This window comes from Psychrobacillus sp. NPDC093200 (genome assembly GCF_050280345.1).
In the GTDB taxonomy this organism is placed as follows: Bacteria; Bacillota; Bacilli; order Bacillales_A; family Planococcaceae; genus Psychrobacillus; species Psychrobacillus faecigallinarum.
In genome coordinates, this window is sequence record NZ_JBNNVC010000003.1 from 219,783 (window position 1) to 241,829 (window position 22,047).

26 protein-coding genes are annotated in these 22,047 nt (G+C 36.3%); 5 read left to right on the top strand and 21 right to left on the bottom strand.

From position 1 onward, the window contains the following. Positions 1–11 precede the first annotated feature (11 nt). Both ACQKNZ_RS14615 and garR read right to left on the bottom strand, forming a co-directional pair. Positions 12–1,451: a four-carbon acid sugar kinase family protein gene (locus tag ACQKNZ_RS14615; RefSeq protein ID WP_427660411.1), complete on the bottom strand. Its 1,440-nt coding sequence runs from the start codon at positions 1,449–1,451 to the stop codon at positions 12–14. 2 nt (positions 1,452–1,453) lie between these two features. Further along, entirely contained in the window at positions 1,454–2,347 is an 894-nt protein-coding gene (gene garR / locus ACQKNZ_RS14620) for a 2-hydroxy-3-oxopropionate reductase (protein WP_340844763.1), read from the bottom strand. 226 nt (positions 2,348–2,573) lie between these two features. On the opposite strand from garR, the gene ACQKNZ_RS14625 reads away from it, so the two are divergent. Further along, complete coding sequence (locus ACQKNZ_RS14625) at positions 2,574–3,206, top strand: GntR family transcriptional regulator (RefSeq protein WP_370455706.1); 633 nt, start codon at positions 2,574–2,576, stop codon at positions 3,204–3,206. A gap of 39 nt (positions 3,207–3,245) precedes the next feature. On the opposite strand, the gene ACQKNZ_RS14630 is transcribed toward ACQKNZ_RS14625, so the two are convergent. The 5 genes from ACQKNZ_RS14630 to ACQKNZ_RS14650 all read right to left on the bottom strand — a co-directional run bounded on the left by ACQKNZ_RS14630 (position 3,246) and on the right by ACQKNZ_RS14650 (position 7,119). Continuing rightward, positions 3,246–3,728, bottom strand: coding sequence for a DMP19 family protein (locus ACQKNZ_RS14630; RefSeq protein WP_427660414.1), 483 nt, complete (start codon positions 3,726–3,728; stop codon positions 3,246–3,248). A 49-nt stretch (positions 3,729–3,777) separates the two neighbouring features. Continuing rightward, on the bottom strand, positions 3,778–4,473 hold the full coding sequence (locus ACQKNZ_RS14635) for an ABC transporter permease (protein ID WP_340844765.1): 696 nt from the start codon (positions 4,471–4,473) through the stop codon (positions 3,778–3,780). Next, complete coding sequence (locus tag ACQKNZ_RS14640) at positions 4,466–5,386, bottom strand: ABC transporter ATP-binding protein (protein ID WP_427660416.1); 921 nt, start codon at positions 5,384–5,386, stop codon at positions 4,466–4,468. Before ACQKNZ_RS14640 ends, ACQKNZ_RS14635 begins: the two co-directional genes overlap by 8 nt. A gap of 100 nt (positions 5,387–5,486) precedes the next feature. Continuing rightward, complete coding sequence (locus ACQKNZ_RS14645; RefSeq protein WP_427660418.1) at positions 5,487–6,422, bottom strand: sensor histidine kinase; 936 nt, start codon at positions 6,420–6,422, stop codon at positions 5,487–5,489. A gap of 1 nt (position 6,423) precedes the next feature. Continuing rightward, positions 6,424–7,119, bottom strand: a complete 696-nt coding sequence (locus ACQKNZ_RS14650; protein WP_154310080.1) for a response regulator transcription factor — start codon at positions 7,117–7,119, stop codon at positions 6,424–6,426. Between the two features lie 212 nt (positions 7,120–7,331). On the opposite strand from ACQKNZ_RS14650, the gene ACQKNZ_RS14655 reads away from it, so the two are divergent. Beyond that, positions 7,332–8,315, top strand: coding sequence for a C39 family peptidase (locus ACQKNZ_RS14655; protein ID WP_340844768.1), 984 nt, complete (start codon positions 7,332–7,334; stop codon positions 8,313–8,315). 234 nt (positions 8,316–8,549) lie between these two features. Beyond that, positions 8,550–8,921: an MFS transporter permease gene (locus ACQKNZ_RS14660; RefSeq protein WP_427660421.1), complete on the top strand. Its 372-nt coding sequence runs from the start codon at positions 8,550–8,552 to the stop codon at positions 8,919–8,921. Between the two features lie 129 nt (positions 8,922–9,050). Here ACQKNZ_RS14660 and ACQKNZ_RS14665 read toward each other — a convergent pair whose 3' ends face one another. The 8 genes from ACQKNZ_RS14665 to ACQKNZ_RS14700 all read right to left on the bottom strand — a co-directional run bounded on the left by ACQKNZ_RS14665 (position 9,051) and on the right by ACQKNZ_RS14700 (position 15,216). Next, on the bottom strand, positions 9,051–9,809 hold the full coding sequence (locus ACQKNZ_RS14665) for a hypothetical protein (RefSeq protein ID WP_144539067.1): 759 nt from the start codon (positions 9,807–9,809) through the stop codon (positions 9,051–9,053). A gap of 53 nt (positions 9,810–9,862) precedes the next feature. Further along, positions 9,863–10,282, bottom strand: a complete 420-nt coding sequence (locus ACQKNZ_RS14670) for a DUF2262 domain-containing protein (protein ID WP_144539069.1) — start codon at positions 10,280–10,282, stop codon at positions 9,863–9,865. Positions 10,283–10,467: 185 nt separating this feature from the next. After that, positions 10,468–11,190, bottom strand: a complete 723-nt coding sequence (locus ACQKNZ_RS14675; RefSeq protein ID WP_144539071.1) for an amino acid ABC transporter ATP-binding protein — start codon at positions 11,188–11,190, stop codon at positions 10,468–10,470. Continuing rightward, positions 11,183–11,839 carry an amino acid ABC transporter permease gene (locus ACQKNZ_RS14680; protein ID WP_427660424.1) on the bottom strand — a complete coding sequence of 219 codons (657 nt, stop codon included), beginning with the start codon at positions 11,837–11,839 and terminating at the stop codon, positions 11,183–11,185. Before ACQKNZ_RS14680 ends, ACQKNZ_RS14675 begins: the two co-directional genes overlap by 8 nt. 46 nt (positions 11,840–11,885) lie before the next feature. Further along, the gene (locus ACQKNZ_RS14685) at positions 11,886–12,686 is read right to left on the bottom strand and encodes a transporter substrate-binding domain-containing protein (RefSeq protein ID WP_144539075.1); all 801 of its coding nucleotides are present in this window, start codon (positions 12,684–12,686) and stop codon (positions 11,886–11,888) included. Between the two features lie 22 nt (positions 12,687–12,708). Continuing rightward, the gene (locus ACQKNZ_RS14690) at positions 12,709–14,016 is read right to left on the bottom strand and encodes an aspartate aminotransferase family protein (protein WP_427660426.1); all 1,308 of its coding nucleotides are present in this window, start codon (positions 14,014–14,016) and stop codon (positions 12,709–12,711) included. A gap of 236 nt (positions 14,017–14,252) precedes the next feature. Beyond that, positions 14,253–14,657 carry a hypothetical protein gene (locus ACQKNZ_RS14695; protein ID WP_427660428.1) on the bottom strand — a complete coding sequence of 135 codons (405 nt, stop codon included), beginning with the start codon at positions 14,655–14,657 and terminating at the stop codon, positions 14,253–14,255. 13 nt (positions 14,658–14,670) lie between these two features. Then, the gene (locus ACQKNZ_RS14700) at positions 14,671–15,216 is read right to left on the bottom strand and encodes a GNAT family N-acetyltransferase (RefSeq protein WP_151113062.1); all 546 of its coding nucleotides are present in this window, start codon (positions 15,214–15,216) and stop codon (positions 14,671–14,673) included. A 130-nt stretch (positions 15,217–15,346) separates the two neighbouring features. On the opposite strand from ACQKNZ_RS14700, the gene ACQKNZ_RS14705 reads away from it, so the two are divergent. Continuing rightward, the gene (locus ACQKNZ_RS14705; RefSeq protein ID WP_154310074.1) at positions 15,347–16,051 is read left to right on the top strand and encodes a class I SAM-dependent methyltransferase; all 705 of its coding nucleotides are present in this window, start codon (positions 15,347–15,349) and stop codon (positions 16,049–16,051) included. Between the two features lie 7 nt (positions 16,052–16,058). Here ACQKNZ_RS14705 and ACQKNZ_RS14710 read toward each other — a convergent pair whose 3' ends face one another. Next, complete coding sequence (locus ACQKNZ_RS14710) at positions 16,059–16,907, bottom strand: DUF2268 domain-containing protein (protein ID WP_342577354.1); 849 nt, start codon at positions 16,905–16,907, stop codon at positions 16,059–16,061. A 163-nt stretch (positions 16,908–17,070) separates the two neighbouring features. On the opposite strand from ACQKNZ_RS14710, the gene ACQKNZ_RS14715 reads away from it, so the two are divergent. Further along, positions 17,071–17,322: a hypothetical protein gene (locus ACQKNZ_RS14715; protein WP_144539087.1), complete on the top strand. Its 252-nt coding sequence runs from the start codon at positions 17,071–17,073 to the stop codon at positions 17,320–17,322. A 374-nt stretch (positions 17,323–17,696) separates the two neighbouring features. Here the strand turns inward: ACQKNZ_RS14715 and ACQKNZ_RS14720 are convergent, their stop codons facing one another. The 5 genes from ACQKNZ_RS14720 to ACQKNZ_RS14740 all read right to left on the bottom strand — a co-directional run bounded on the left by ACQKNZ_RS14720 (position 17,697) and on the right by ACQKNZ_RS14740 (position 21,976). Continuing rightward, the gene (locus ACQKNZ_RS14720; protein ID WP_427660432.1) at positions 17,697–18,449 is read right to left on the bottom strand and encodes an SDR family NAD(P)-dependent oxidoreductase; all 753 of its coding nucleotides are present in this window, start codon (positions 18,447–18,449) and stop codon (positions 17,697–17,699) included. 334 nt (positions 18,450–18,783) lie between these two features. Next, the gene (locus tag ACQKNZ_RS14725) at positions 18,784–19,917 is read right to left on the bottom strand and encodes a bifunctional cystathionine gamma-lyase/homocysteine desulfhydrase (protein ID WP_154310072.1); all 1,134 of its coding nucleotides are present in this window, start codon (positions 19,915–19,917) and stop codon (positions 18,784–18,786) included. A gap of 3 nt (positions 19,918–19,920) precedes the next feature. Next, positions 19,921–20,850, bottom strand: a complete 930-nt coding sequence (locus ACQKNZ_RS14730) for a PLP-dependent cysteine synthase family protein (RefSeq protein ID WP_144539093.1) — start codon at positions 20,848–20,850, stop codon at positions 19,921–19,923. Beyond that, entirely contained in the window at positions 20,851–21,321 is a 471-nt protein-coding gene (locus ACQKNZ_RS14735) for an S-ribosylhomocysteine lyase (RefSeq protein ID WP_427660435.1), read from the bottom strand. Positions 21,322–21,334: 13 nt separating this feature from the next. Continuing rightward, the gene (locus ACQKNZ_RS14740; protein WP_154310069.1) at positions 21,335–21,976 is read right to left on the bottom strand and encodes a class I SAM-dependent DNA methyltransferase; all 642 of its coding nucleotides are present in this window, start codon (positions 21,974–21,976) and stop codon (positions 21,335–21,337) included. Positions 21,977–22,047: the final 71 nt, after the last annotated feature.

The following is a 22,047-nucleotide window of genomic DNA, read 5'->3' on the forward strand; positions in this document are numbered from 1 at the left end:
AGAATCTCCCCTTATCTATTCAACATGTCTACTGTCTCTTTTAGCGTTGTTACCGCTCCCACATTTCCTGGGAAAATAACGTAAGCTATTCCTGGAAATTTACTTTCTTCACCAGTGAGCCACACTGGAATACCTGGCTTGATTTGCCCAGCTACTGTAGCTCTTTTTACTTCTAAACCTCTTGTACCAATATCACTCGAAGTAATACCGCCTTTAGCGATTATGAAGTTCGGGCGAATACTTAGACGTTGAACAATTCTAGTAACTGCATCTGAAATTTGAACAGAAAGTTTTAGCTCTTCTTCCTTTTTACCTTCGCCTAAATCTAGTCGTTCCCGTCTTGTATAAACTGTGACTGTCTTACCTTCTTTAATAAGGCTTTCGGTTGTTTCAATCACACGATCAATTTCTTGTTGGAATTTATTTGCCTCTAAAACTAAATGGCAATCAAACTCGATAAATTCAATAGATTCGTTTGTTTTCAACACTTCTAATTGCTCGGTAGTTTTTTTCACATGAGATCCCACTAAAATTAACCCGCCATGATTTGTTTCTTCCTTAATCAATTCTTCTCTTGTTAAAAGTGATTTATCGCTAACTCCTCCAATAACCTTTGTGAGCGCTGCTGCACTTCTAAACATAAATTGCTTTCCAGCCTTCATGGCCTTCACTAGGGCTATAACAAAAATCTCTACATCTACGTAATCTACTGCATTCACGACTACCTTATCGAAATTTTTAACTTGTAACAGTTGATTTGTAATACCTTCTACATTCAATTCTCGTAAGCTAGTTAATGAAATATAAGTTGTATTTTCAGCAGTATACTTACCTTCCGTTTTTTCTTCTACCCATTCACCTAAATGAGATTTTTTATATCCGAAGGTTCTATCTTTTGCGAACTCTGTCTCTCCCGCAGGAATCAATTGTTCGTCATATTGCACATAGTGAATATTGTCTATTGTGAAACGGCCGCCCTCCTTAAAGAAAGGAAGGATTACCTCACCGTCATATTGAACATTTGAATTCTGTTCAACCGTATTTTTTAATACTTCCGTTTCAAGTGGATAATGACCTCTTAGAGTGGAATCTCCTCGACTAATAACAATAAAATCTTTGTTTACTTTATTGGCTACCTTTACAATATTTTCAGCAATCTCTATATGAGCTTGTTCCGTTTCTGCCGCAGTAAAGCCTCGAGAATTGGTTAATAGAAAGAACATTGTATTGTCTTCCTTGAAGCCCATCTCAATACTTTCTAAAGACCAATCTGTATAAACAGAAATTCCGTGTACGGTTTGAACACCGGTTGGATCATCATCTAAAACGATAATTTTTTTATTTAAATCACGTAATTCATCTTTCAGCATTTGTTGAACTAATTTTGTATCTACTGAAGGAATAGATGCTAATACCTCTTGTGCATTGCGTGCTTCTTTACTGTTTATCATCATTACGCTCTCCCTACTTCAACATTCGCAAGTTTTTCGTAATACTGAACAATTCCACCATGGTCATCTGCTGCTTTTCCATCTACTTTTAAAGCATGGAAAATTTCGACTAGCTGACTTGACAATGGAAGAGGAACACCAATTTCGTGCGCTGTTTCCATCACATTTGTCATATCCTTAAGATTAATGTCAATTCTTCCTCCAGCAACAAAGTTACGGTCTAGAATTAATGGAACCTTTGCATCTAGCACTGCACTTCCAGCTAATCCACCACGGATTGCTTGGTACATTTTTTCTACATCGATTCCTGCTTTAGCAGCTAGCACTAATGCCTCGGACATTGCTGCAATGTTTAAGTTCACAATAACTTGGTTTGCTAATTTTGCAGTAGTACCACTACCATTCCCACCAACTAAAGTAACTTCAGCTCCCATTGCATATAAAACGTCCTTCACTTGATCAAAAGCTTCTTCTTTCCCACCAACCATGATTGCAAGTGTACCGTCGATTGCTTTTGGCTCTCCTCCGCTTACAGGCGCATCTAACATTTCTACACCTTGTTTTCTCGCCTTCTCCGCAATTTCTTTAGAAACTACAGGAGAAATAGAACTCATATCTATAATTACAGAGCCTTCTTTAGCTCCACTAAGTACTCCATTTTCTCCTAGCACTACTTGCTGTACGTGATGAGATGCAGGAAGCATTGTAATAATCACTTCACTGTTTTCCCCAATGACCTTTGCTGAATCTCCCGCAGTTGCCCCGGCATCAACTAAGGCCTGCACTGCTTCTTTATTTAAATCATTTACCATTACTTCAAAACCTTTAGACAATAAATTTATCGCCATTGGTTTTCCCATAATTCCTAATCCGATAAAGCCAACTTTTTTAGCCATAATATATATTTCCTCCTAGTGTTTTTGTAATAATTATTAAGTTTTTATAATTGAAACCGCTTGCAGGTTATTTCAATAAAGCTATTGTATACTCTTTTTTTATTTTTGTATACATTTTAGACACAATTGTATCCATAAAAAATCAAGATTTTTTCTAAACTATCTTTCTTTCCTTATTTTTGTTAAGTTTATGGTAGAGAATTAATGGACTATAGGAGTGAATTAAATGGGAATGTTACATTCAAATAGTCGGACAGCTTCCCAGCAAGCATACGAGGAAATAAGGGATCGGATTTTAAATGGAGAAATTACTGGAGGCACAAAAGTAGTTGAAGAAAAACTTGCTACGGAAACAGGCTTTAGTCGCACTCCTATTCGCGAGGCTCTTCGCCAGCTAACGAACGAAGGCCTCATCGTAAACAAAAAAGTCGTTCAACCTTCCGAAAAGGACCTACGGAACCTTTTTCAAATGAGGATTCTATTAGAGGGCTTTGCTGCAAAGACAGCAGCTACCTATTTACCAGAGCAAGATTTGGAGACTTTAGCAAACTGTATTAAGGTTGGCAGGGAAGGAACTCCCGAAGAAATTATGGAGGCAAATGAACTCTTTCACCAAATTATTGTTAATTCTAGTGGTAATTCTCATATGATTGAAACAATTGATCGGATGAAATCTATTATTTATTTGTTCCGAAAAACTGTAGTATTATATAAGCGACCACAACTGATAGATGAGCATGAGGAAATTTACAAGGCTATTTCCCAACAGGATACCGAACAAGCAAAAGAGTTGATGGAGAAGCATTTACAAGCAGATTTAGACTTTTGTCTCCATATTCTCAATGTTTCAAGAAATTAAAAAGGATGGTTGTGACAATGTCACACCATCCTTTTTCCATCAATTATCAAACTCAAGTACCTCTTTATATATAATCAAGGCATATTTGTATATTTGAACATTTATTTGCTCATCTAAACTTCTATATTCCTCATCGGCTTTTTCAATTATATTCATGAAATCTGCTTCTAGACTTTCATAATTAGGACCTTCAAATCCACAGCTTTCTATTATCTCAAAAATATTCACCATTTCTTTCAAATAAGCCTTCTCAATCTCAGCGTAATCATTAGCGCCAATCTGCTCCAACATTATAGACAGTCGTCTTAAGTATTCGTGAGTACCCATCTGTTGGATTGGCTGTGAAAACCAATTGAGCAAGCTTTCATGTCCACCGCTTTCCATCTCACAAAAATAATTAAATAAAATAAAGAAATCATTCATTTTTTCATTTTCCGTCGGAAAAGAGTAGTTTCCATAGGCGGCTAAAACTGCATTCCAAATGTCATCGTTAGTGAGTATCTCACTTCGCTTGATTTTCATGTTTGGAGCCCCCTGACTTGGTTTTGAACTATATCTTCTCAAGCTTTACTTATACTCTTATATCCAGCCTATCAATATTTCGAATAGCAAGATACGCAACGGTTAGGCCAATCACTGCCAAGGATAACGGAATTACAATTATATCGTTTAATGAAAAGCTACCATTATTGTTGGAAACAATCATTACTATTAATATCGAAGTGATAATAGTAGTGGGAATTGAATATTTCTTCATTCCAAAGTAAAGCGGAATTAGCGCCATACATGAGGCAGAAATTGCATTCATCAATACACTCACACTATGTTCTTTCAAAAAGTCAGCTGTTAACGAACCTGGAATTAGCTGATAGTTTACGGTTAGAAAGTAGTAGACAGTTGTAATAAAAACATTAGAAATAATAATCCATGTAAAGGTAAAAATAATTATAATTGTCAGCTTTGCTGCTATAAGTTTCTTTCTGCTTATTGGATACATAAATAAAGTAGTAATCGTTTTCTTTTTGAATTCTCCTATTATTAGCTTAGCTATTAGAGTGGAGGCAAAGATGATAAAGGTCGCTCGAACAAAGGATTCGATAACTCCTATAGCCTCCTGATAATTCACAAAGTCAGTATCTCCCTCCATTTTAGATATAAAGGAAATAAGAAACATAAAACCGAGAATAACAAAATTAGCAATTATCGCGTTGCGTGAATAGGAAGACAACTTAAACTTTTTCATTTCTAGCTTCATCAGTTTAAACACTTACTACACCTCCATTAATAAGCTTCATGAAATAATCCTCCAAAGAGCTCGTTTTTTTACTAATGGCCTCAATTTCTATATCATGTTCGTACAATACTTTGGAAATCATTTGTTGAGAGACTGACGATTCATATATTCGAATACAATGATCATCAACCATTTTAAAGTTAACTAGCTGTAATTTGTCGCTCAATAGAAAAGCGGCTTTTTTTCCATCCTGAACGACCAATTCTATATAGTCAGATTGACTTTGAGCTAACTGATTCATAGAGATTTCTTTTATTAGCTTTCCATTATTAATAACACCAATTGTATCTGCTAATTGTTCTATTTCACCTAATATATGACTAGAGACGAGAATCGTAATTCCGTATTCCTTACAAAGCATTCCAAATAATTCTCGCATTTCTTTAATGCCAATGGGATCTAATCCGTTTATTGGTTCATCTAAAATAAGCAATTCTGGCTTTGTGATGATGGCACGCGCAATTCCTAAACGTTGCTTCATTCCAAGGGAAAACTCTTTTACTCGTTTACCTCCTGTATGAAGATTCACCATTTCTAATACTTTCTCTATTTCCTTCTTGTCGTAAAAGCCCATGTACTCACAATGAAGATCCAGTGTTTCTCTAGCAGTTAGTTTCTCATAAAATATAGGGTACTCAATTATTGATCCGATTCTTTTAAGTACCTCATATAACCGATCTGTTAGCTTTTCACCAAAAATCTCTATTTCCCCATTTGTTGGCTTTATAAGATTAGTAATCATTTTCATGACAGTTGTTTTACCAGCACCATTAGGACCTAAAAACCCATAAATCTCTCCCTTTTGCACATGCATGTTAACAGAAGATACAACTTCCCTTCCTTCGAATACTTTCGTCAAATGATTGGTTTTCAATATATACGACATTAGAACCCTCTCCCTATTTCTTACTATCCTTAGTATAGGAAATGAACCTCTCTTTTTTATTAATACAATCTTACGAATTTCTTAAGTTCTTCTAGCTTTTTTAATATGTTATTCGTTTCAAGGTAGCTGTAAAGACAGTCTTTTCATAAGGAATACTTGAAAGCTGAATAGAACCTCCCATTATTTCCAGAAGTCGCTTTGTGATCGTTAGGCCAAGACCACTGCCTTGGAAGGATTTGTTTCTAGAATCCTCCATGGTATATGTTCTTTCAAAGACCCGATCCACATGGTATTCATCAATTCCTTTTCCTTTATCCCAAATATCAATGTAGATGAAAGCTTCGTCATTTCTCAAAGCTAATCCAATTATCTTGCCTTCAGCACCGTATGTTAGAGCATTAGATAAAAGATTGTTCAAAGCCCTATCAATTGCCTCTTCATTACCAAATGCATAAAGAGGGGCTTCTGGAATATCAATTTTAATATCCATATTCATCGCTGTTACCATATCGTAGAAGGTTAGAATGTTCTTACGGCATATTTCGTTTATGTTTACCTTAGATAGTGGGTAGTGCTGGTCGCCCGCTTCTATTTTAGCTAAATCAAAAAATGTATGAATAATTTTAAGTACTTCATTTGTTTTAGTATGTAGTTTAAAAAGTAATTGTCTTCTTTCCTCCTCATTCAAGGAGTGGTCAATTTCTAGCATTTCAATATATCCAAGAATCACTGTTAACGGTGTTTTTAAATCATGGGATACATTTGAGAGCATCTTCCTCATGGACTCTTCTAACCTTGTATGGGTTACTAGAACCTTTTGTTTTTCGACTAATAGCTCATTAATCATATTTAACAATTGCATGAGTTCTTTATGTTCTGTATGTGCCAATACTTTCTCTATAGTGTTTTCTTGAACAATCATTTGAAGCTTTTGGTGTGCGTAGGAAATGTTAGAGGTAAGAGTTCTTTTTTCTTTGTATTGGAAAAAAATGAGACCAATTAACAATGCAATTATGATAAATAATATAAGCACCATATCAGAAACCTTCCAACTTATAGCCAATCCCCCACAAAGTCTTTATATACCTTGGGTTAGAGGGTTCTACTTCAATTTTCTCCCGAAGCCTTCTCATATGCACATTAATAATATTTTCATCCCCATAATATTCATCTTTCCAAACTAGCTGATAAATTTGTTGTTTAGTAAATACACGGTTTTGATTGGCAGCAAATAACTTTAAGATAGCAAACTCTTTTGCAGTTAGTTTTAAATTTTCATTTCCTTTAGTAACAGTAAAATTCTTAACATCTATTTTTAAATCTCCTATTATAAGGACATCCTCGCTTACATTTAGCTCCTTTGAATATTTTGTGGCTCTTCTTATAGCAGCCTTAACTCTGGCAGAAAGCTCGAGTAACGAAAAAGGCTTGGCAAGATAATCATCTGCCCCTAATCCCAGTCCTAATGCTTTGTCCACATCGCTATCCTTTGCTGACATGATTAGTATAGGTACAGCGCTTTTCTCACGAATAATTCTCAGCACTTCCAAGCCATCTAATTTGGGCATCATAATATCTAAGATAACTAAGTCATAGGCTGACACCACATTTTGTTGGACTGCAGCTTCTCCGTTATTTACAGTAGTAATTAGAAAACCTTCACTTCTTAAATACTTTTCTACCATCTCACAAATAGATTCATCGTCTTCCACTAATAAAATACGTTTAGGCATTCCTTTACACCTCTTATATACGCTTTTTCTCTTAATCATATCTAATTAATGGAAGTAAATATATATATAAACTAATTTTTCTCCATGTTTATTTTAATAAGCCACTTCAAAATAAAGTAAAAAAATAATATAAATTTATCTATTGAATTGTATCCTACTTTCTATATAATAAATTCTTGTGTTTCAAAAAAATATGAAAAGGATGGGGATAAATGAAAAGAACCCTTACAGCAGTTTTAGCATCCGCAATGCTATTATTATCTGCGTGCTCAGAGAACACAGATTTACAAGCGGAGGTTAACAAGGAAGTAGACACAAAAGCGTCAGCCGAAACTACTGTGGCAGTTAAACCAACAATGATTAAAGGCGAAGACTATGATGAAATGGGCGGTGCTGATGCATATGCAGAAGCAGGCGACAATGCAGAGTCTCGTTACTTCAAAGCACCTGATTTTTATAACATAAAATCAGATGATCAATTACTACTAATCGAAAATTTTCAAACGATGCAGCAAACAACGGAATGGTCTTGTGGACCAGCAACAGCTTTAATGGTTGCTAATCATTTTGGATATACGGAAATGACGGAGATGGATATTGCAGAGCAGATGAAAGCAATGACCGACTTAGACACTCCGGGGGCTAAACCTGGTTCAGCAAATAACTTCCCTGAATATGGAACTGACGTTAGCCAGCTTCACAACTTCTTTACTAGTTTAGAAGGCTTTGAAGTTGTTGAGACAAGCTATAAAGTGAATTATTCAACAGAGGATATTATTCAAGAAACAGATGGAGCAACTGGAAACAACGTAGGAAACCTACCTGCTACCTTCACGTGGAATAGCTTATATGCTTCTGAAAACAGCGATACAACCGAAGCTTGGGTTTCAGATGCAAAGGATAGCTATTTTGTTAAGTGGTTAACTAGCCACCTTTCCAACGATCGTCCAATTATGGTTGAGTGGGCAGATTGGGACGGACATTGGCAAGCAATCATTGGCTATGATAATAATGGTACACCTGGTATTGGTGATGACATGCTCATCTTTGCTGACCCGTATGATACATCAGACCATTGGCAGGATGGATATTACTTCTATCCTTTAGAAAGATGGTTTGGACAATGGAATGATCGCAATATTGCACCTAAACCATTCCAATTACAGCCTTACATCGTTGTAGATTATAAAAAATAAATAATAAAGAGAGCAATGACTACCGTCAAAGCTCTCTTTTTTTTGCTACCCCAACTTCCAAAATCAACATCCATACATCTATACGAAGGTCTTCCTACTAACCACTGAACAGTTTCTAAAAATCTGTCGATTGCTTTCATTATCCTGTTTTTATATGATAATAAAGCAAATAGACAACACATTGTTCAGTAATTAAGTAAAGGAGAATGTAAAATGAATAAAAAATATATTTTTATGTTTGGTTCATTAATTATAACTATTGGATTGATCCTTGCAGCCGTAATTACCAACGACGACATAGTGTCTTATCTAATGATATTCTTTTGTGTAGGATTAGGGCTAGCTTTACTGCGTTTATTAGTGAATAGTGCTATCAAAAAAATGAAGAGGAAAAGCATTTGGACTAAACTCCTATTCTTCGCTGTTCTCCTAGGGTTTGGTCTACCTTTCCAAAACTGGTTCCGCAAAGATGTGATTTTTGCCATGGATTCTGATTATATCCTTCGCTGCATTGTCATTACTGTTATGGGAGTTATTTTCATGACCTTCCTTTTCGGGATGCTGTTAGCTAAAAAACGTCAGACACAAGTTGAAATAGTCGAGTAAGCTAAAAAAAAGAAGCACCATCATCCAAATAAGTGAATGAAGGTGCTTCTACTATTTTTTAAAGGATTATGTGGGTCGTTAACTCCAAACTTCAACATTTACTATTTTCATGTTCAGAGCTTGTTATTTTTATAAATGTTTTAGTAAATACGTACAAAGTGGGTCTATATAATCGGCCTTTGGATGTTCACTTAACAACAATCTAGTTAACTCCGTACGGTTATATTTTATAGTTTCTAGTCTCTTAAACTCTGGAGTACTCCCTAAACTATATAAATCATTTTTGTATTTTTCATGTATTTCTTTTACTTCTTTAGAGGTTAAATCGATAGTTACTTGATATAGTAAAACCAATGATTTTCCTCCGCGTTTGATCAACCATGGTCTTAATGGAGATTTACATTTCGTTTTAGTTAGGTCAATGCCTAGCTCTTCTTGAATCTCCCTTTCAATGTTTTTATGTATATTGATATACCCTTCTTCTAAATCATTTTCGTCTAATCCACCAGCGGCAAATTGAATTCTATCTGGATTAGCTGTTCCTTCATTCATATGACCAAAAACTATATATTGGTCCGAAGTAAGGATGAGTGTAGCGGGGTAGACAACAATACAGTCATACTGAGATTGTAATTCCATTTTCCTACTATAAAGAAAATGGGCATAATCAGTATGGGTAAGGGAAATAAGTAGATTCTTTTCATTCTCTTGAACTCGTTCAATACTAAAAACCTTTCCTCGATTGAATATGCCTTTTCTGTTAATATTCTCCCAGTATTGATTTATTTTTGTTCTTATTTCTCCTGGTAAATCTACCTGCTTATCTAAAACATTTATCCTTATATTTGTAGGTATCTTTTCTAAATTAATATTATCGAAAACCTCCATATGTAACCTCTATTCTCAGTTATTTATTCATCTCGCCCAACAACAAATTAATCTCATCCAAAAATTTGAGCATCTTGATATAAACCGTTCTCATCAATATCTACTACTATCGTGTGTCCCCAAAATAAGTCTCCATCGTCATAATATAATTCTGCGTTTCCCTCACAAAAGATTAACATTCCCTGCATTTTAATTCGTTTTTTAAATTCATCCTTATTGGTCATTCTTCCTTCATTCCACACTTCGTTATGTAGCTGCAGTAAATCCTCTGCTATTTTTTCTTTATATAATTCCTCAGAGACTTTTATTGTTTCAAAGGTATTTTCAGCTACTTCAAATACTAAATCTTTATCAAATGACTCAACAGATATAGTTACATCTATAAAATAACCTTTCTGTATTTCGACTTTTCCCTCATAATTACCCCTATCTATATCAAAGGTTAGAACATCAAAAATACATTTATTTTCCACATTTTTACCTCCCATTATTACTCTTCCCTATCTAACAGCTACTCAGTTTATGTATAACAATATTCTCTTTAATTCTACAAATACAGCGCTAATACCTTTTTCAGTCATCCTTGCAATTTATTAATGCTAAAAAAGACAGCAAGCTCCAAATTATTGAGCTTGCTGCCGTTTGAATACATATTTTCTTATAAAACCTTTTCTAGGAATTCTTTTGCACGCTCCGATTTTGGAGAACTAAAGAATTCATTTGGTGGTGTGTCCTCTACTAATACTCCACCATCCAAAAATAAAATACGATCTGCTACCTCTTTGGCAAAGTTCATCTCGTGTGTCACGATAATCATCGTCATTCCTGATTCAGCTAAATCCTTCATAACCGCCAAAACCTCTTTTACCATCTCTGGGTCTAGGGCAGATGTCGGTTCATCGAATAGCATCACAGAAGGGTTCATCGCTAAGGCACGGGCAATAGCTACACGTTGCTTTTGTCCTCCTGACAAGCGATTTGGATATTCTGAACGTTTCTCAAAGAGTCCAACCTTTCTTAAAAGGTCCTCAGCAGTGGCTGTCGCCTCTGCCTTTGATTTCCCTTGAACCTGCATTGGTGCATAAGTTAGATTCTCTAATACCGTTTTATGAGGAAACAGATAAAAATGCTGAAAGACCATTCCTACATTTTCACGTACCTTCATAATATTTGTTTTTTTATCCGTCACGACATCATTTCCAATACTAATAACACCGCTTGTTGGGATTTCTAAAAGATTCAAGCAACGCAAAAAGGTAGACTTACCAGAACCGGATGGTCCAATGATTGCAATTACTTCCTGTTCCTTTATTTCCGTGGAAATGTTCTTTAAGACTTCATTTTTTCCAAATGATTTATATAATTTTTCTACTTTAATCACTTCTACTCATCCTCTTTTCTAGCTTCTTGCCAAGGAATGATAAAATAAGTGTAAGAATATAGTACATCACTCCGGCAATCATTAATGCCTCTAAATAACGATAAGAAGAACCACCAACGACATAAGCACGACGCATTATATCTAAAGCCCCGATCACTGTTACAATTGCAGATTCCTTCGTTAAAGTTATAAATTCATTCATAAGAGCAGGCATGATATTTTTCATAGCTTGTGGCAGGATAATATCCTTCATCATCTTTGCGTATGGAATGCCTAAAGCTAATGAAGCTTCCAACTGGCCTTTATCAACAGCATTGATACCTCCACGAATAATCTCTGAGATATACGCACCAGAGTTTAAACCAAATGCAATTATTGCTGCAGGCATTGGCTCAATATTAATATCAAAAAGCTTAGGAATTGCATAATAAATAATCATCAATTGTAAAACGAGTGGAGTTCCTCGAAAAATGGACGTATAAAAGTCTGCAAACCATCTCAATGCGGTAATTTTACCAATTTTACATAGAGCCAATAAAATACCTAAAACTAATCCGATAATTGTGGCTCCAACAACTATTTGAAGTGTAACACCTATTCCTTTTGCAATATAAGGAATAGAGGGAACGACTGCAGAAAAATCTAACATATCGTTACCCTCCTTTCTATCTAACTATTATATTTTTTATGCTAAATTATTCTGCTTCTACTACAAACCATTTTTCTCTAAGCTCATCAATTTTTCCTTCTTCAATTAGCTCATTGATAGCATTATCAAATTTCTCTTTAAGTTCACTGCCTTCTGGAAATACAGCTGCCTTATAATCGATTTCATCTACTACTACTGGGAAGAATGTAAGGTCATCATTACGCTTTACATAGTTTTCTGCAACAATATCTTCAATGATTGCACCATCGAAACGCTTTGTCATTAATTCTTGAATAACCTCTGGTATTAAGTTGCGGCTCTCCACTTTCATATCTACTGTTTGCGCTACTTCATTCGCTAGCTCTTCTTGAATAGATGAAATTTGAACACCAACTGTTTTACCAGCTAAATCTTCCACTGATTTAATGCCACTATCTTTTTTAGTTACGACCATTTGCACTGTTTCGTTATAAGGAACAGAGAAGTCAACTACTTTGTCGCGTTCCTCTGTTGGTGTCATTCCTGATAATACGAAGTCTAATTTACCTGCTTGAATCGCTGGGATTAAACCGTTAAAATCGATGTTTTCCACTTCAATCTCATATCCTAGTTTTTCCCCGATTAAATTTGCTAGATCAATATCAAAACCGATAATTTCTTCACCTTTTGCAGTGTCCACATATTCAAATGGTGGATAATCAGCTGAAGTACCCATTTTTAAAACTTGTTTTTCTTCTGAAGGAGATGATGCATTACCAGAATCTTTCGCCGTATCCTCTTTTGTTCCACATGCTGCTAGAATTGCTATAATCATTGCTAATATAACTAAAAGTAATTTATTTTTCATGATTGTTACTCCTTTTTCTATTTTATTTTGTTTCATTTGTATATCGAATAATTGCTTTTTCAAGCATTTTTAATCCATCATCAATTTGTTCCTTTGTTACTGTTAATGGAGGAATCATACGAATAACTTCGCCCACGTTTCCACAGAGATAGAAGAGCACGCCTTCCTCTAATGCGTAATCGAGAATTTTCATGACTGCCTGTCCATCTGGCTCTCCTGTTTCAAGGTTGGAGATTTCAATTCCGATCATTAAGCCGACAGAGCGAACATCACTAATTATCGCGTATTTTGCTTTTAGCTCATTTAATTTCTTCGTTGCATACGCCCCTACCACTTTAGAGTTTTCAACTAAGTTTTCCTCGTGAAAAATTTCTAATGTGGTCAATGCCACAGAACACGCTACCGGATTTCCACCGAAAGTAGTTCCATGCATACCAATTGGCCATTTCTTCATTAACTCTTTAGAAGCAACAGTTGCACTAAGTGGCAGCCCAGAGGCGATTCCTTTAGCGATGGCCATGATATCGGGAGTTACTCCAAAATATTGGGAAGCAAACCATTCACCAGTTCGACCAAATCCAGTTTGAACTTCATCAAATATTAATAGTATTCCATGTTCATCACATATCTCTCGGATTCTCTTTACCCAAGATTTAGGAGGGATAATGTAGCCGCCCTCGCCTAGAACTGGTTCTAAAATAACGCATGCAACCTCTTCAGGAGTTACCTGATGCTTAAAGAGCCGCTTGAAATCTTTTTCTAACTGCTCTACACAGTATACTTCCGGGTCCATACCCTCTGGACAGCTCTTCGCGTCTGCATAAGGAATTTGGTAGGATAAATGCGATGGCTGTAAAAATTTCCGATACTTGCTTTTGGATGTTGTAACGCTTAATGCACCAAGTGAACGTCCATGAAAACAGCCTGTAAACGAAACCACATAAGGTCTTTCAGTGACAAACTTCGCTAGCTTTAAAGCCCCTTCAATAGCTTCGGTTCCGCTATTTGCAAAAAAGAAACAATCTAAATCTCCAGGCAACACTTCACCAAGATTTTTGGAAAGCTGGAGAATGGATTCATACATGATGACACCTGACGGACCATGTACTAATTGATCGGCAGCATCCTTGATGCTTTGAACGATTTTAGGATGACGATGCCCAGTATTCGTTACGGCTATACCTGAAGTAAAATCTAAATATTTTTTACCGTCTGCACCAAAATAATAACAGCCTTCTTCCTTGACTATTGGGATATTAGGATGGTCCTTTGCCATACTAGGTGCCAGAAAGTCTTCCATATTATCATATAAATTCAACCAATTACTCATATTGCTCACCTTCGCTTTTCTTCTACTATCATTTTCCAGATAGAATCATAGAATATATATTTAAATATTTATTAGCTAATGGATTTTTCTAATATTTATATAATATATGCCTTTATGTATAATTATACAATAGTAAATTTATGCAAAATAAAAGTTTAAATATGTCGAATTTTCAAATTAAAAATAATTAGTATTTTCAAGAGTACACTCTCTTCTTACTGAAGAGAGTGCTTACCTCAAATATGCTCCGTAATTTCTCGTGTCAACAACCATTGTCCCTTTATCTCTTCCCAATCCTCTAACGTAAAAAAACGAGTTAACTCTTGTCCGTTCTTTTCAATAATCATCTCATAAAATACTACGAACCTACCTGCATCACGCTGTCTAATAATTCGATATTCAAATCTTTTTTTGGCGCCCTGTAAGGCTTCCACTGACTCCCTCATCCCCTGTACAGCTTCTGGACGGTCAAAGAACTCTGGCCTTTCAACATGACCATTAAAAAAAGTAACATAGTAATTTTGAGTCATAATTTCAAGACCTTCAGTTTTACCGGTAGACATTGCTACATTCCATGCTTGAATAAAGTCATCATGCACTTGTGTGAACTGTTCTACGGACGTTTGAAAAACATCTGCCATCAAATCCCCCCTATTATTTTGTCATCCTATCCCGGCTCAAACTGCTATAGAGAAAAGAGTCTCTCCAGCCGTCCTTCAATAAAATATTTTCTCTTAATAATCCTTCCTGTATCATACCTACTTTCTTTAAAACCTTTTCTGATGCAATATTTCGGACATCACAAGTAGCAGAAATACGGTTTAGCTTCAGCTCTTTAAATCCAAAATCAAGTAGTAAATGCGCAACCTGTGTAGCTATACCGTTACCCCAAAAGTTTGGATGTATTATATAGCCCATTTCTCCATTCTTATTGGCGTAATCTACATGAAATAGTTCTCCAGCTCCAATCATCTTATTACTTGTCTTTTCTACAACAGCAAACACATACCTAGTTCTTTTATCTTTCATAACGTCAGCTAAGACTTCCTTCAAGTAAGTTTTAGTGTCTTCGATACTATTTGGTCCCCAAGGCTGGTATTTGCAAACCTCTTCGTTAGATGCATAACCATGAATATCCATGAGAAAGCCATCTGTCATTTCAGTTAAGTATATGGTGTTGTTTTCTAGTCCATTCTCCATTTGAGGAATCTCCTATTTCTATTTACTTTCTTATGTTATTCTCCTTTATACGTTATTTTCCCTTTAATCTACCTAGCTAATTAGTTATTTGACGCATATGCTATTTATAATGAAAACGGGAGGTTGCTTCATGTCAAACAAATACCTAGATTTACTATCATATTTTGGAATTGGAAGTGCTCATCCAGGTGGGTTTGGATTAACACAATTTCTTTTAAGAAAAGAGAAAATTCAAGCGTCTGAGTCTGTTTTAGATATTGGTTGTGGAACAGGAAAAACCTCTGCTTTTTTGTCTACTAAGTATGGTTGCAGTGTAACAGCTGTTGATAACCATCCACTTATGATAAAAAAAGCTCGGGAGCGTTTGGATTTACTGGAGGGTACCATTCATTTAATCGAAGGGGATATCGAACACTTAAATTTAGAAGAGAATTCTTATGATGTCATTATTTCCGAATCAGTCCTTGTATTTACTAACATAGGCAATACCTTAAGTGAAATAGCTCGAATGCTAAAGAAGGATGGCAGGCTACTATTGATTGAAATGACTGGCACCTCCAATCTTTCGGAGCAAGTAAAGGAGAAAGTGAAGGAGCTCTATGGCGTTCAACAGCTATTTAGTGAGGAAGAGTGGAAAGATTGTTTGCAAAAGGCAGGATTTCAGCATATTGAAATGCTTGAGCCTCCAGTCAATATGGAACAAATAGACATCGACGACATAAATCCATCCAGCGAAATAGATATGTCACTTTATGATCTTTGGGATGAGCATAACCAATTTCTAAATGAATATAGTGACGTAGTAGGCTACCGGATTTTTAGATGTCGTCTATAGATATCTATTAACCTTTAATTGAAAAACTAGATCCTGCAATAATTTCCTTTGCTGTTTTCCGGTATAGTTCCCCGTTTGGGAATGGCCCCTGTTTTTTTACAAAGGAGTCCACTAAATGAAAGCCAATATGATACCCTATCCATTTTGGAAAGGGACTTCTAGGTTGGCCAAATAGAAAGATCTGATGATTTTTTATATCCCTTACTTTTAAAGAGGGAATAAAATGCTTTTTCCATATTTCTAGTGCTTCATCGTGTGAATAGAGTTCAATCCATGGGGCTAACCTTTTTGCTCCACAAACCTCTTTTACTGCATATTCCCCCAGACCTTCAATTATGAGAGAATCCTCCAAGGTTGTTTTTAAAGGAGAAAGGTTCAAAAATTGGAGCCTGCAAACATGATTATATTCATGTACCAGGGAAGCTTTGATTTCCTCATCAGAAAGATCTTTAGACACAAATAAAAACAATGCCTTTTTATATGCCACGCCATTTTTAACTGGTAAGGGCTCTCTTGCCTGGCCTGTGCCTCTTGTTTTAATAGGGAAGATATAAATCGGCACCTTGGGACCATTCCACAGTTTTCTTAACTGCTTATATTCATTATTTACTAGCTCCCATACTTTCCTTTCCTCCATTTTTTCTACAATGCTTTTCACTTCCTGCCATTCGTTTGGTTCAAATAATCCAAATCGTAGAAGTTCATAATGAATTGCTTCTCTATTTGTCTTAGGAAAAATATCCATCAGCGGCTCACATAGAAATTCACCCTGAAGCTGATAGACATCTTTCCTCTCTTCTTTTTCGCAGGATTCAATAAATTCATATAACCAACTAGAAGTTTTGATAACAGCCAACCTATCATTCCTTTCTCATTTCCTATTATCATTTCAGGTTTTGTATAAATCTTAAAACTATTAAGCCTAGTATTCATAGACGATTGTCTACTGTGAAAACTTCCATACGGCATATGTTATAGAACATACTTGTATGTAATTTTTTGAGAGAGGGGGACAAAAAATGAATCAATCACAAACATATGATTTATGCTGTAGATACCATGGAAAAAGAGTAAGAATTACGGACAACCAAGGTAGAACACATGTAGGACAAATTACAAAGGTTGATCGGGATATGGTATGGATTCGGCCTAACAATAACTTTGGAGGATATGGTTTAGGTTGGGGCTGGGGATTCGGACCAGGATTTGGTTACGGTATTGCATTAGGTGCAATTACTGGAATTGCTTTAGCTGGGGCTTTTTTCTGGTAATACTTCTTTTTTATACTTCTAAAAAAGGGAATGGGCTAGGACCTATTCCTTTTTCATTTTAGATTAAATTGTATTAAATGCCCGTTGCATGTAAAAGAAAATTCAGATTCTCTTGTGATAAATGCTTTCTACGCGCGGATTTATACCGATGGATTTGATGCCTGCCACTACAATTACATATTAATAAATGTTAGTGCTTTACCGGTAAAGTGCTGTTGACTCGAATACTCTTAATTAGTATGTCTTCCTGTTTGCCGAACAGTGATGTTGCTGATCTTAAGGCGTTTAAGATACAGATGTTCTTGAATTTAAAAAGCATACCACATAAGCGGTATGCCTTAATGTTATAGTATGCAATTGTCCAAATAAGTTACCTAGATAGCAGTAAATCCTCCATCAATTGGTACGACAGCACCATTAATGTATTTAGCCTCGCTCATCAATAAAAAGGAAACCAATTCAGCAACTTCCTCTGGTTGTCCTAAACGACGTTGTGGAATTGTAGCGGAAACTGCCTTAAATACATCTGGATTCATTTCTCTATATTGTTTAACCATAGGGGTTTCAGTAGATCCTGGAGCTACTGCGTTAATTTGAATTCCCTGATTTGCATATTCGGCTGCTAAAGATTTGGTAACACCGACTATACCATGCTTTGTTGCTGAATAACTTACTACACTGTCCTGTCCTACCAATCCAGCCGTAGAGGAAGTATTAACTATGCTACCTCCCCCATTTTTAATCATATCCGGTAGTACGTAATATAGGCCGTATAAGGCACCTCTTAAGTTAATATCCAAAACAAGATCAATTTGCTCAATCGAATTGTCCAAGAATTTTTTACCTGGCCCTGAGATTCCTGCATTATTAAAGAACATATCTACCGAGCCAAAGGTGCTCACTGTTTTGTCTACGTACTGCTTAACCTCTTCAGCATTAGTAACATCTGCCTTGATAAAGATGCCCTTAGCTCCTTTTTCTTCAATCAAACGAACAGTTTCGTTCCCTTGCTCCTCTGACACATCAATAATGCTAATATTGACGCCTGACTCTGCAAGTTTTAAGGCTGTTGCTCGACCCAGCCCGCCACCGCCACCTGTAATGATTGCTGTCTTACTTGTACTCATATACATAACTCCCTTCTTACGTTAGCTTTCACTTATTAAATTCCCTAAACTAAACTCATAAAACATTATTTCAATATAGTAGGGAAACTATAAAGTCTCTCGTATTATTATGATATAAAATTCCTTCATCATACTTGAGTTAATTTCATAACACCTATTTTTATGAAGACATACGAACAATTAAGAAGAGAACAATTATATATGCAATATTTTCTAAAATTATAATTTAATTAATTTCTTGGCAAAGTGCTATAAAAAAAACCCGTAAAAATTAGATTAGTGTCTAACTTTTACGGGGCAGTTCATAACAAAGGTGGTATGTTTTTTTATTTACTTAAGCTAATGCTTGCTCTAAGTCCTCAATTAAATCCTCTACATCCTCGATGCCTACAGAAATACGAACTAACCCATCGGTAATGCCCAATTCTGCTCTGCGGTCACTCGGTATTGATGCGTGAGTCATACGAGCAGGCACAGAGATTAAACTCTCAACTGCTCCTAAACTTTCGGCCAGTGTAAAGTATTGAAGCTTCGCTAAAAGTTCATCTGCCTTTTCAGCACTTCCGACATCAAAGGAAATCATTCCTCCAAAGCCAGTAGTTTGTTTTTTCATTAGTTCATGCCCTGAATGGGTAGAGAGTCCAGGATAAAATACTTTCCCAACCGCCTCATGCTCACTTAAAAATTCTGCAATTCGCTGGGCACTTTCATTGTGCTCTTCCATGCGTAGCCCTAATGTTTTAATACCACGCATCAATAGCCATGAATCCTGTGGACCTAATACTGCTCCAACTGAGTTTTGAACAAAATGCAGTTCGTTAGCTAACTCTTCAGAATTAACTACAGCTAGGCCAGCCACTACGTCACTATGACCGCCTAAATACTTTGTAGCACTATGCACAACAATATCGGCACCAAGAGAAATTGGTTGTTGGAAATAAGGTGTCATGAACGTGTTGTCGACAATAGTTAACAGCCCTTTCTCCTTTGCATATTTTGCGACTGCCTCTATGTCAGTAACCTTAAGCAAAGGATTTGTTGGGGTTTCTAAGAAAATAGCCTTTGTATTATCTGTAATAGCAGCCTCCACATTGGCAAGGTCTCCAGTATCGACGAATGTTGCGTCAATTCCAAAACGGTTCAATACTTTAGAAATAACTCGAAAAGTCCCACCATAAACATCATCTGTTAATATGACATGGTCTCCCTTGCTAAAGAGCATCATTATAGAGCTTGTTGCTGCCATGCCTGAGGAAAAAGCAAAACCTGCTGCCCCTCCCTCTAAATCACTAATCAAGACTTCTAATGCATGACGAGTCGGATTACCAGTACGTGAATATTCGTATCCCTTAAATTTACCTACTGCCTCTTGCTTATACGTACTTACTTGGTAAATCGGTGTAGACACTGCCCCTGTTGCTTCATCTCCAACGATCCCTGCATGAATAAGCTTTGTTTTTGCGCGCATATTTTATTCCTCCTTGAATAATTCATATACCTTCTGACTCAAATATCGTTCGCTAGAATCTGGGAAGATGGTTACGATATGGCTTCCTTCTTTAGCTACCTCCGCTTCCTTAATGGCTGCATAGAATGCTGCGCCAGAGGAACTTCCAACCAGTAAACCCTCTTTCTTCGATAGTCTACGTAACTCGGAAAAGGCATTCTTATCACTTACAGTATGAATTGCATTGAAGTAGGATGAATCCATAAACTTCGGTAAAAATTCCATACCGATACCTTCCGTTGTATGAGAACCAGCTTCTCCTCCATTCAAGATGGATCCAACTGGCTCAACAATTACTGTTTTTATTTTTTCATTCCGTTGCTTTAAAAAGATGGAAGTACCCATAAAGGTACCTCCTGAACCAGCACCTGCCACAAACACATCGATTTGACCTTCTAAATCCCTCCAAAGCTCTGGGCCCAGAGTTTGAACATAAGTGTTCGGGTTAGCTGGATTGGAAAACTGCGACGGTGAAAATGCATTAGCTGTTTTCTCTACCAACTCCTGAGCTTTATTAATGGCTCCTTGCATACCCAATGATGTATCCGTATTGATGACATCTGCACCTAGCGCCCGCATCAGCGTTTGCTTTTCTTGGCTGAATTTTTCTGGAACGACAAATACAACATTATATCCCTTTCCAATGGCAGCGAGTGCAAGTCCTATCCCTGTATTTCCAGCTGTAGGCTCAACAATCGTCCCACCCGGCACAAGTCTACCTGATTTCTCGGCATCCTCTATTAAAGACAAACCTAATCGATCCTTTATGCTTCCTCCAGGGTTTAAGTATTCTAATTTTGCAAAAATACGACAATTGTTTGGAATTGAAATGTTTGTTATTTCTATTAGTGGCGTATTTCCTATTAACTCCTGGACATTTCGATAAATATTCATTTATGCTTCCTCTTTGTAAATTTGTCGCCATTCGTCTTTTTTCGCTAGCATTTCAGAAGCAATTTCTTTTGCCCCTTCTAAGCTATGACTTGCAGCCCATCCACACTGTACCTCATTACAAGCTGGGACCTCGGTCGCCTGAAGAACATCCTCTAATGTTTTTTCAAGAATTTCTAAAATTTCTTCGTAATTCTCATGGTTGATCACAGAGAGGTAAAATCCTGTTTGACAGCCCATTGGACTTAAATCCACCACTTGTTCCGTATGATTGCGAATATTTTCAGCCATCAGATGCTCAAGTGAGTGCAATCCCGGCATTTCCATATGCTCTTTGTTTGGTTGTTTAAATCGGATATCATATTTGTATATTTCATCTCCATTGATACCTTCTTTTTTTCCTGCTAGGCGTACGAATGGTGCGACTACTTTTGTATGGTCTAGGTTAAAGCTTTCTACGTTCATTTTTTTCATCATTATTCGCTCCTTATTTTTTCGTTGCGTCCATGATCCAGACATAATCATTCATCTTCGAGAAGTGTGCCTGAAATCCTGCTTCTTCAAATAATTTCGTTAAAATTGGAATGGTCGTATAGTATTCTCGTTCTAAATCATCCGCTACATTATGAAAATTTCTAGATCTTTCTTTTTTTATCTGGTCCTGCTTTGCTTCCTCTGTGATAAATGCGGTATCCGCAAACACGACTTTGCCATTTTCCTTCAGAAGCGCTGAATATAGCTTTAGAGCCATTCCTTTTTCTTCATCCGTCAGGTGATGAAATACAAAAGAGCTGACAATAGAATCCACATGAGATTTCCCTATTTCAAACTGTAATAGGTCACCATCAATTATTTCTCTTTTTGGGAAACGTTCTGCTGTCATCTCTCTCATTTTTTCGTTCGGCTCGATGCCAATGACAGAAAAGTCTTTTTCAACTAACTTTGCTGTCAAGTTACCAGTTCCTGTACCAAATTCAACGACAGAATTCCCAGAAACACGATTGACTACTTCATTTAAAATAGAGTCATAGCCTTCAAAAACATCACGATACTCGGGATCCTTTCCTGAAACCGAAGCCTCGTATGAATCTGCCCATCCATCAAAAATATCTACAAATTCTCTACCCATTCGTTAAAACCCCTTTTAATAAGTATATTAAACCAAGTTGTTTACTTTGTTTTAACACTTTTATTTATATC

Coding starts and splice junctions, on each gene's coding strand:
- ACQKNZ_RS14725 (WP_154310072.1), bottom strand. CDS start 19,917: ATGCGCGCAAAAACAAAGCTTATTCATGCAGGGATCGTTGGAGATGAA.
- ACQKNZ_RS14630 (WP_427660414.1), bottom strand. CDS start 3,728: ATGAAAATCAAGCGAAGTGAGATACTCACTAACGATGACATTTGGAAT.
- ACQKNZ_RS14685 (WP_144539075.1), bottom strand. CDS start 12,686: ATGAAAAATAAATTACTTTTAGTTATATTAGCAATGATTATAGCAATT.
- ACQKNZ_RS14700 (WP_151113062.1), bottom strand. CDS start 15,216: ATGGAGAATGGACTAGAAAACAACACCATATACTTAACTGAAATGACA.
- ACQKNZ_RS14730 (WP_144539093.1), bottom strand. CDS start 20,850: ATGAATATTTATCGAAATGTCCAGGAGTTAATAGGAAATACGCCACTA.
- ACQKNZ_RS14680 (WP_427660424.1), bottom strand. CDS start 11,839: ATGTTAGATTTTTCTGCAGTCGTTCCCTCTATTCCTTATATTGCAAAA.
- ACQKNZ_RS14690 (WP_427660426.1), bottom strand. CDS start 14,016: ATGAGTAATTGGTTGAATTTATATGATAATATGGAAGACTTTCTGGCA.
- ACQKNZ_RS14735 (WP_427660435.1), bottom strand. CDS start 21,321: ATGAAAAAAATGAACGTAGAAAGCTTTAACCTAGACCATACAAAAGTA.
- garR (WP_340844763.1), bottom strand. CDS start 2,347: ATGGCTAAAAAAGTTGGCTTTATCGGATTAGGAATTATGGGAAAACCA.
- ACQKNZ_RS14660 (WP_427660421.1), top strand. CDS start 8,550: ATGTTTGGTTCATTAATTATAACTATTGGATTGATCCTTGCAGCCGTA.
- ACQKNZ_RS14665 (WP_144539067.1), bottom strand. CDS start 9,809: ATGGAGGTTTTCGATAATATTAATTTAGAAAAGATACCTACAAATATA.
- ACQKNZ_RS14625 (WP_370455706.1), top strand. CDS start 2,574: ATGGGAATGTTACATTCAAATAGTCGGACAGCTTCCCAGCAAGCATAC.
- ACQKNZ_RS14615 (WP_427660411.1), bottom strand. CDS start 1,451: ATGATAAACAGTAAAGAAGCACGCAATGCACAAGAGGTATTAGCATCT.
- ACQKNZ_RS14715 (WP_144539087.1), top strand. CDS start 17,071: ATGAATCAATCACAAACATATGATTTATGCTGTAGATACCATGGAAAA.
- ACQKNZ_RS14695 (WP_427660428.1), bottom strand. CDS start 14,657: ATGGCAGATGTTTTTCAAACGTCCGTAGAACAGTTCACACAAGTGCAT.
- ACQKNZ_RS14655 (WP_340844768.1), top strand. CDS start 7,332: ATGAAAAGAACCCTTACAGCAGTTTTAGCATCCGCAATGCTATTATTA.
- ACQKNZ_RS14640 (WP_427660416.1), bottom strand. CDS start 5,386: ATGTCGTATATATTGAAAACCAATCATTTGACGAAAGTATTCGAAGGA.
- ACQKNZ_RS14720 (WP_427660432.1), bottom strand. CDS start 18,449: ATGAGTACAAGTAAGACAGCAATCATTACAGGTGGCGGTGGCGGGCTG.
- ACQKNZ_RS14645 (WP_427660418.1), bottom strand. CDS start 6,422: ATGGTGCTTATATTATTTATCATAATTGCATTGTTAATTGGTCTCATT.
- ACQKNZ_RS14650 (WP_154310080.1), bottom strand. CDS start 7,119: ATGCCTAAACGTATTTTATTAGTGGAAGACGATGAATCTATTTGTGAG.
- ACQKNZ_RS14740 (WP_154310069.1), bottom strand. CDS start 21,976: ATGGGTAGAGAATTTGTAGATATTTTTGATGGATGGGCAGATTCATAC.
- ACQKNZ_RS14705 (WP_154310074.1), top strand. CDS start 15,347: ATGTCAAACAAATACCTAGATTTACTATCATATTTTGGAATTGGAAGT.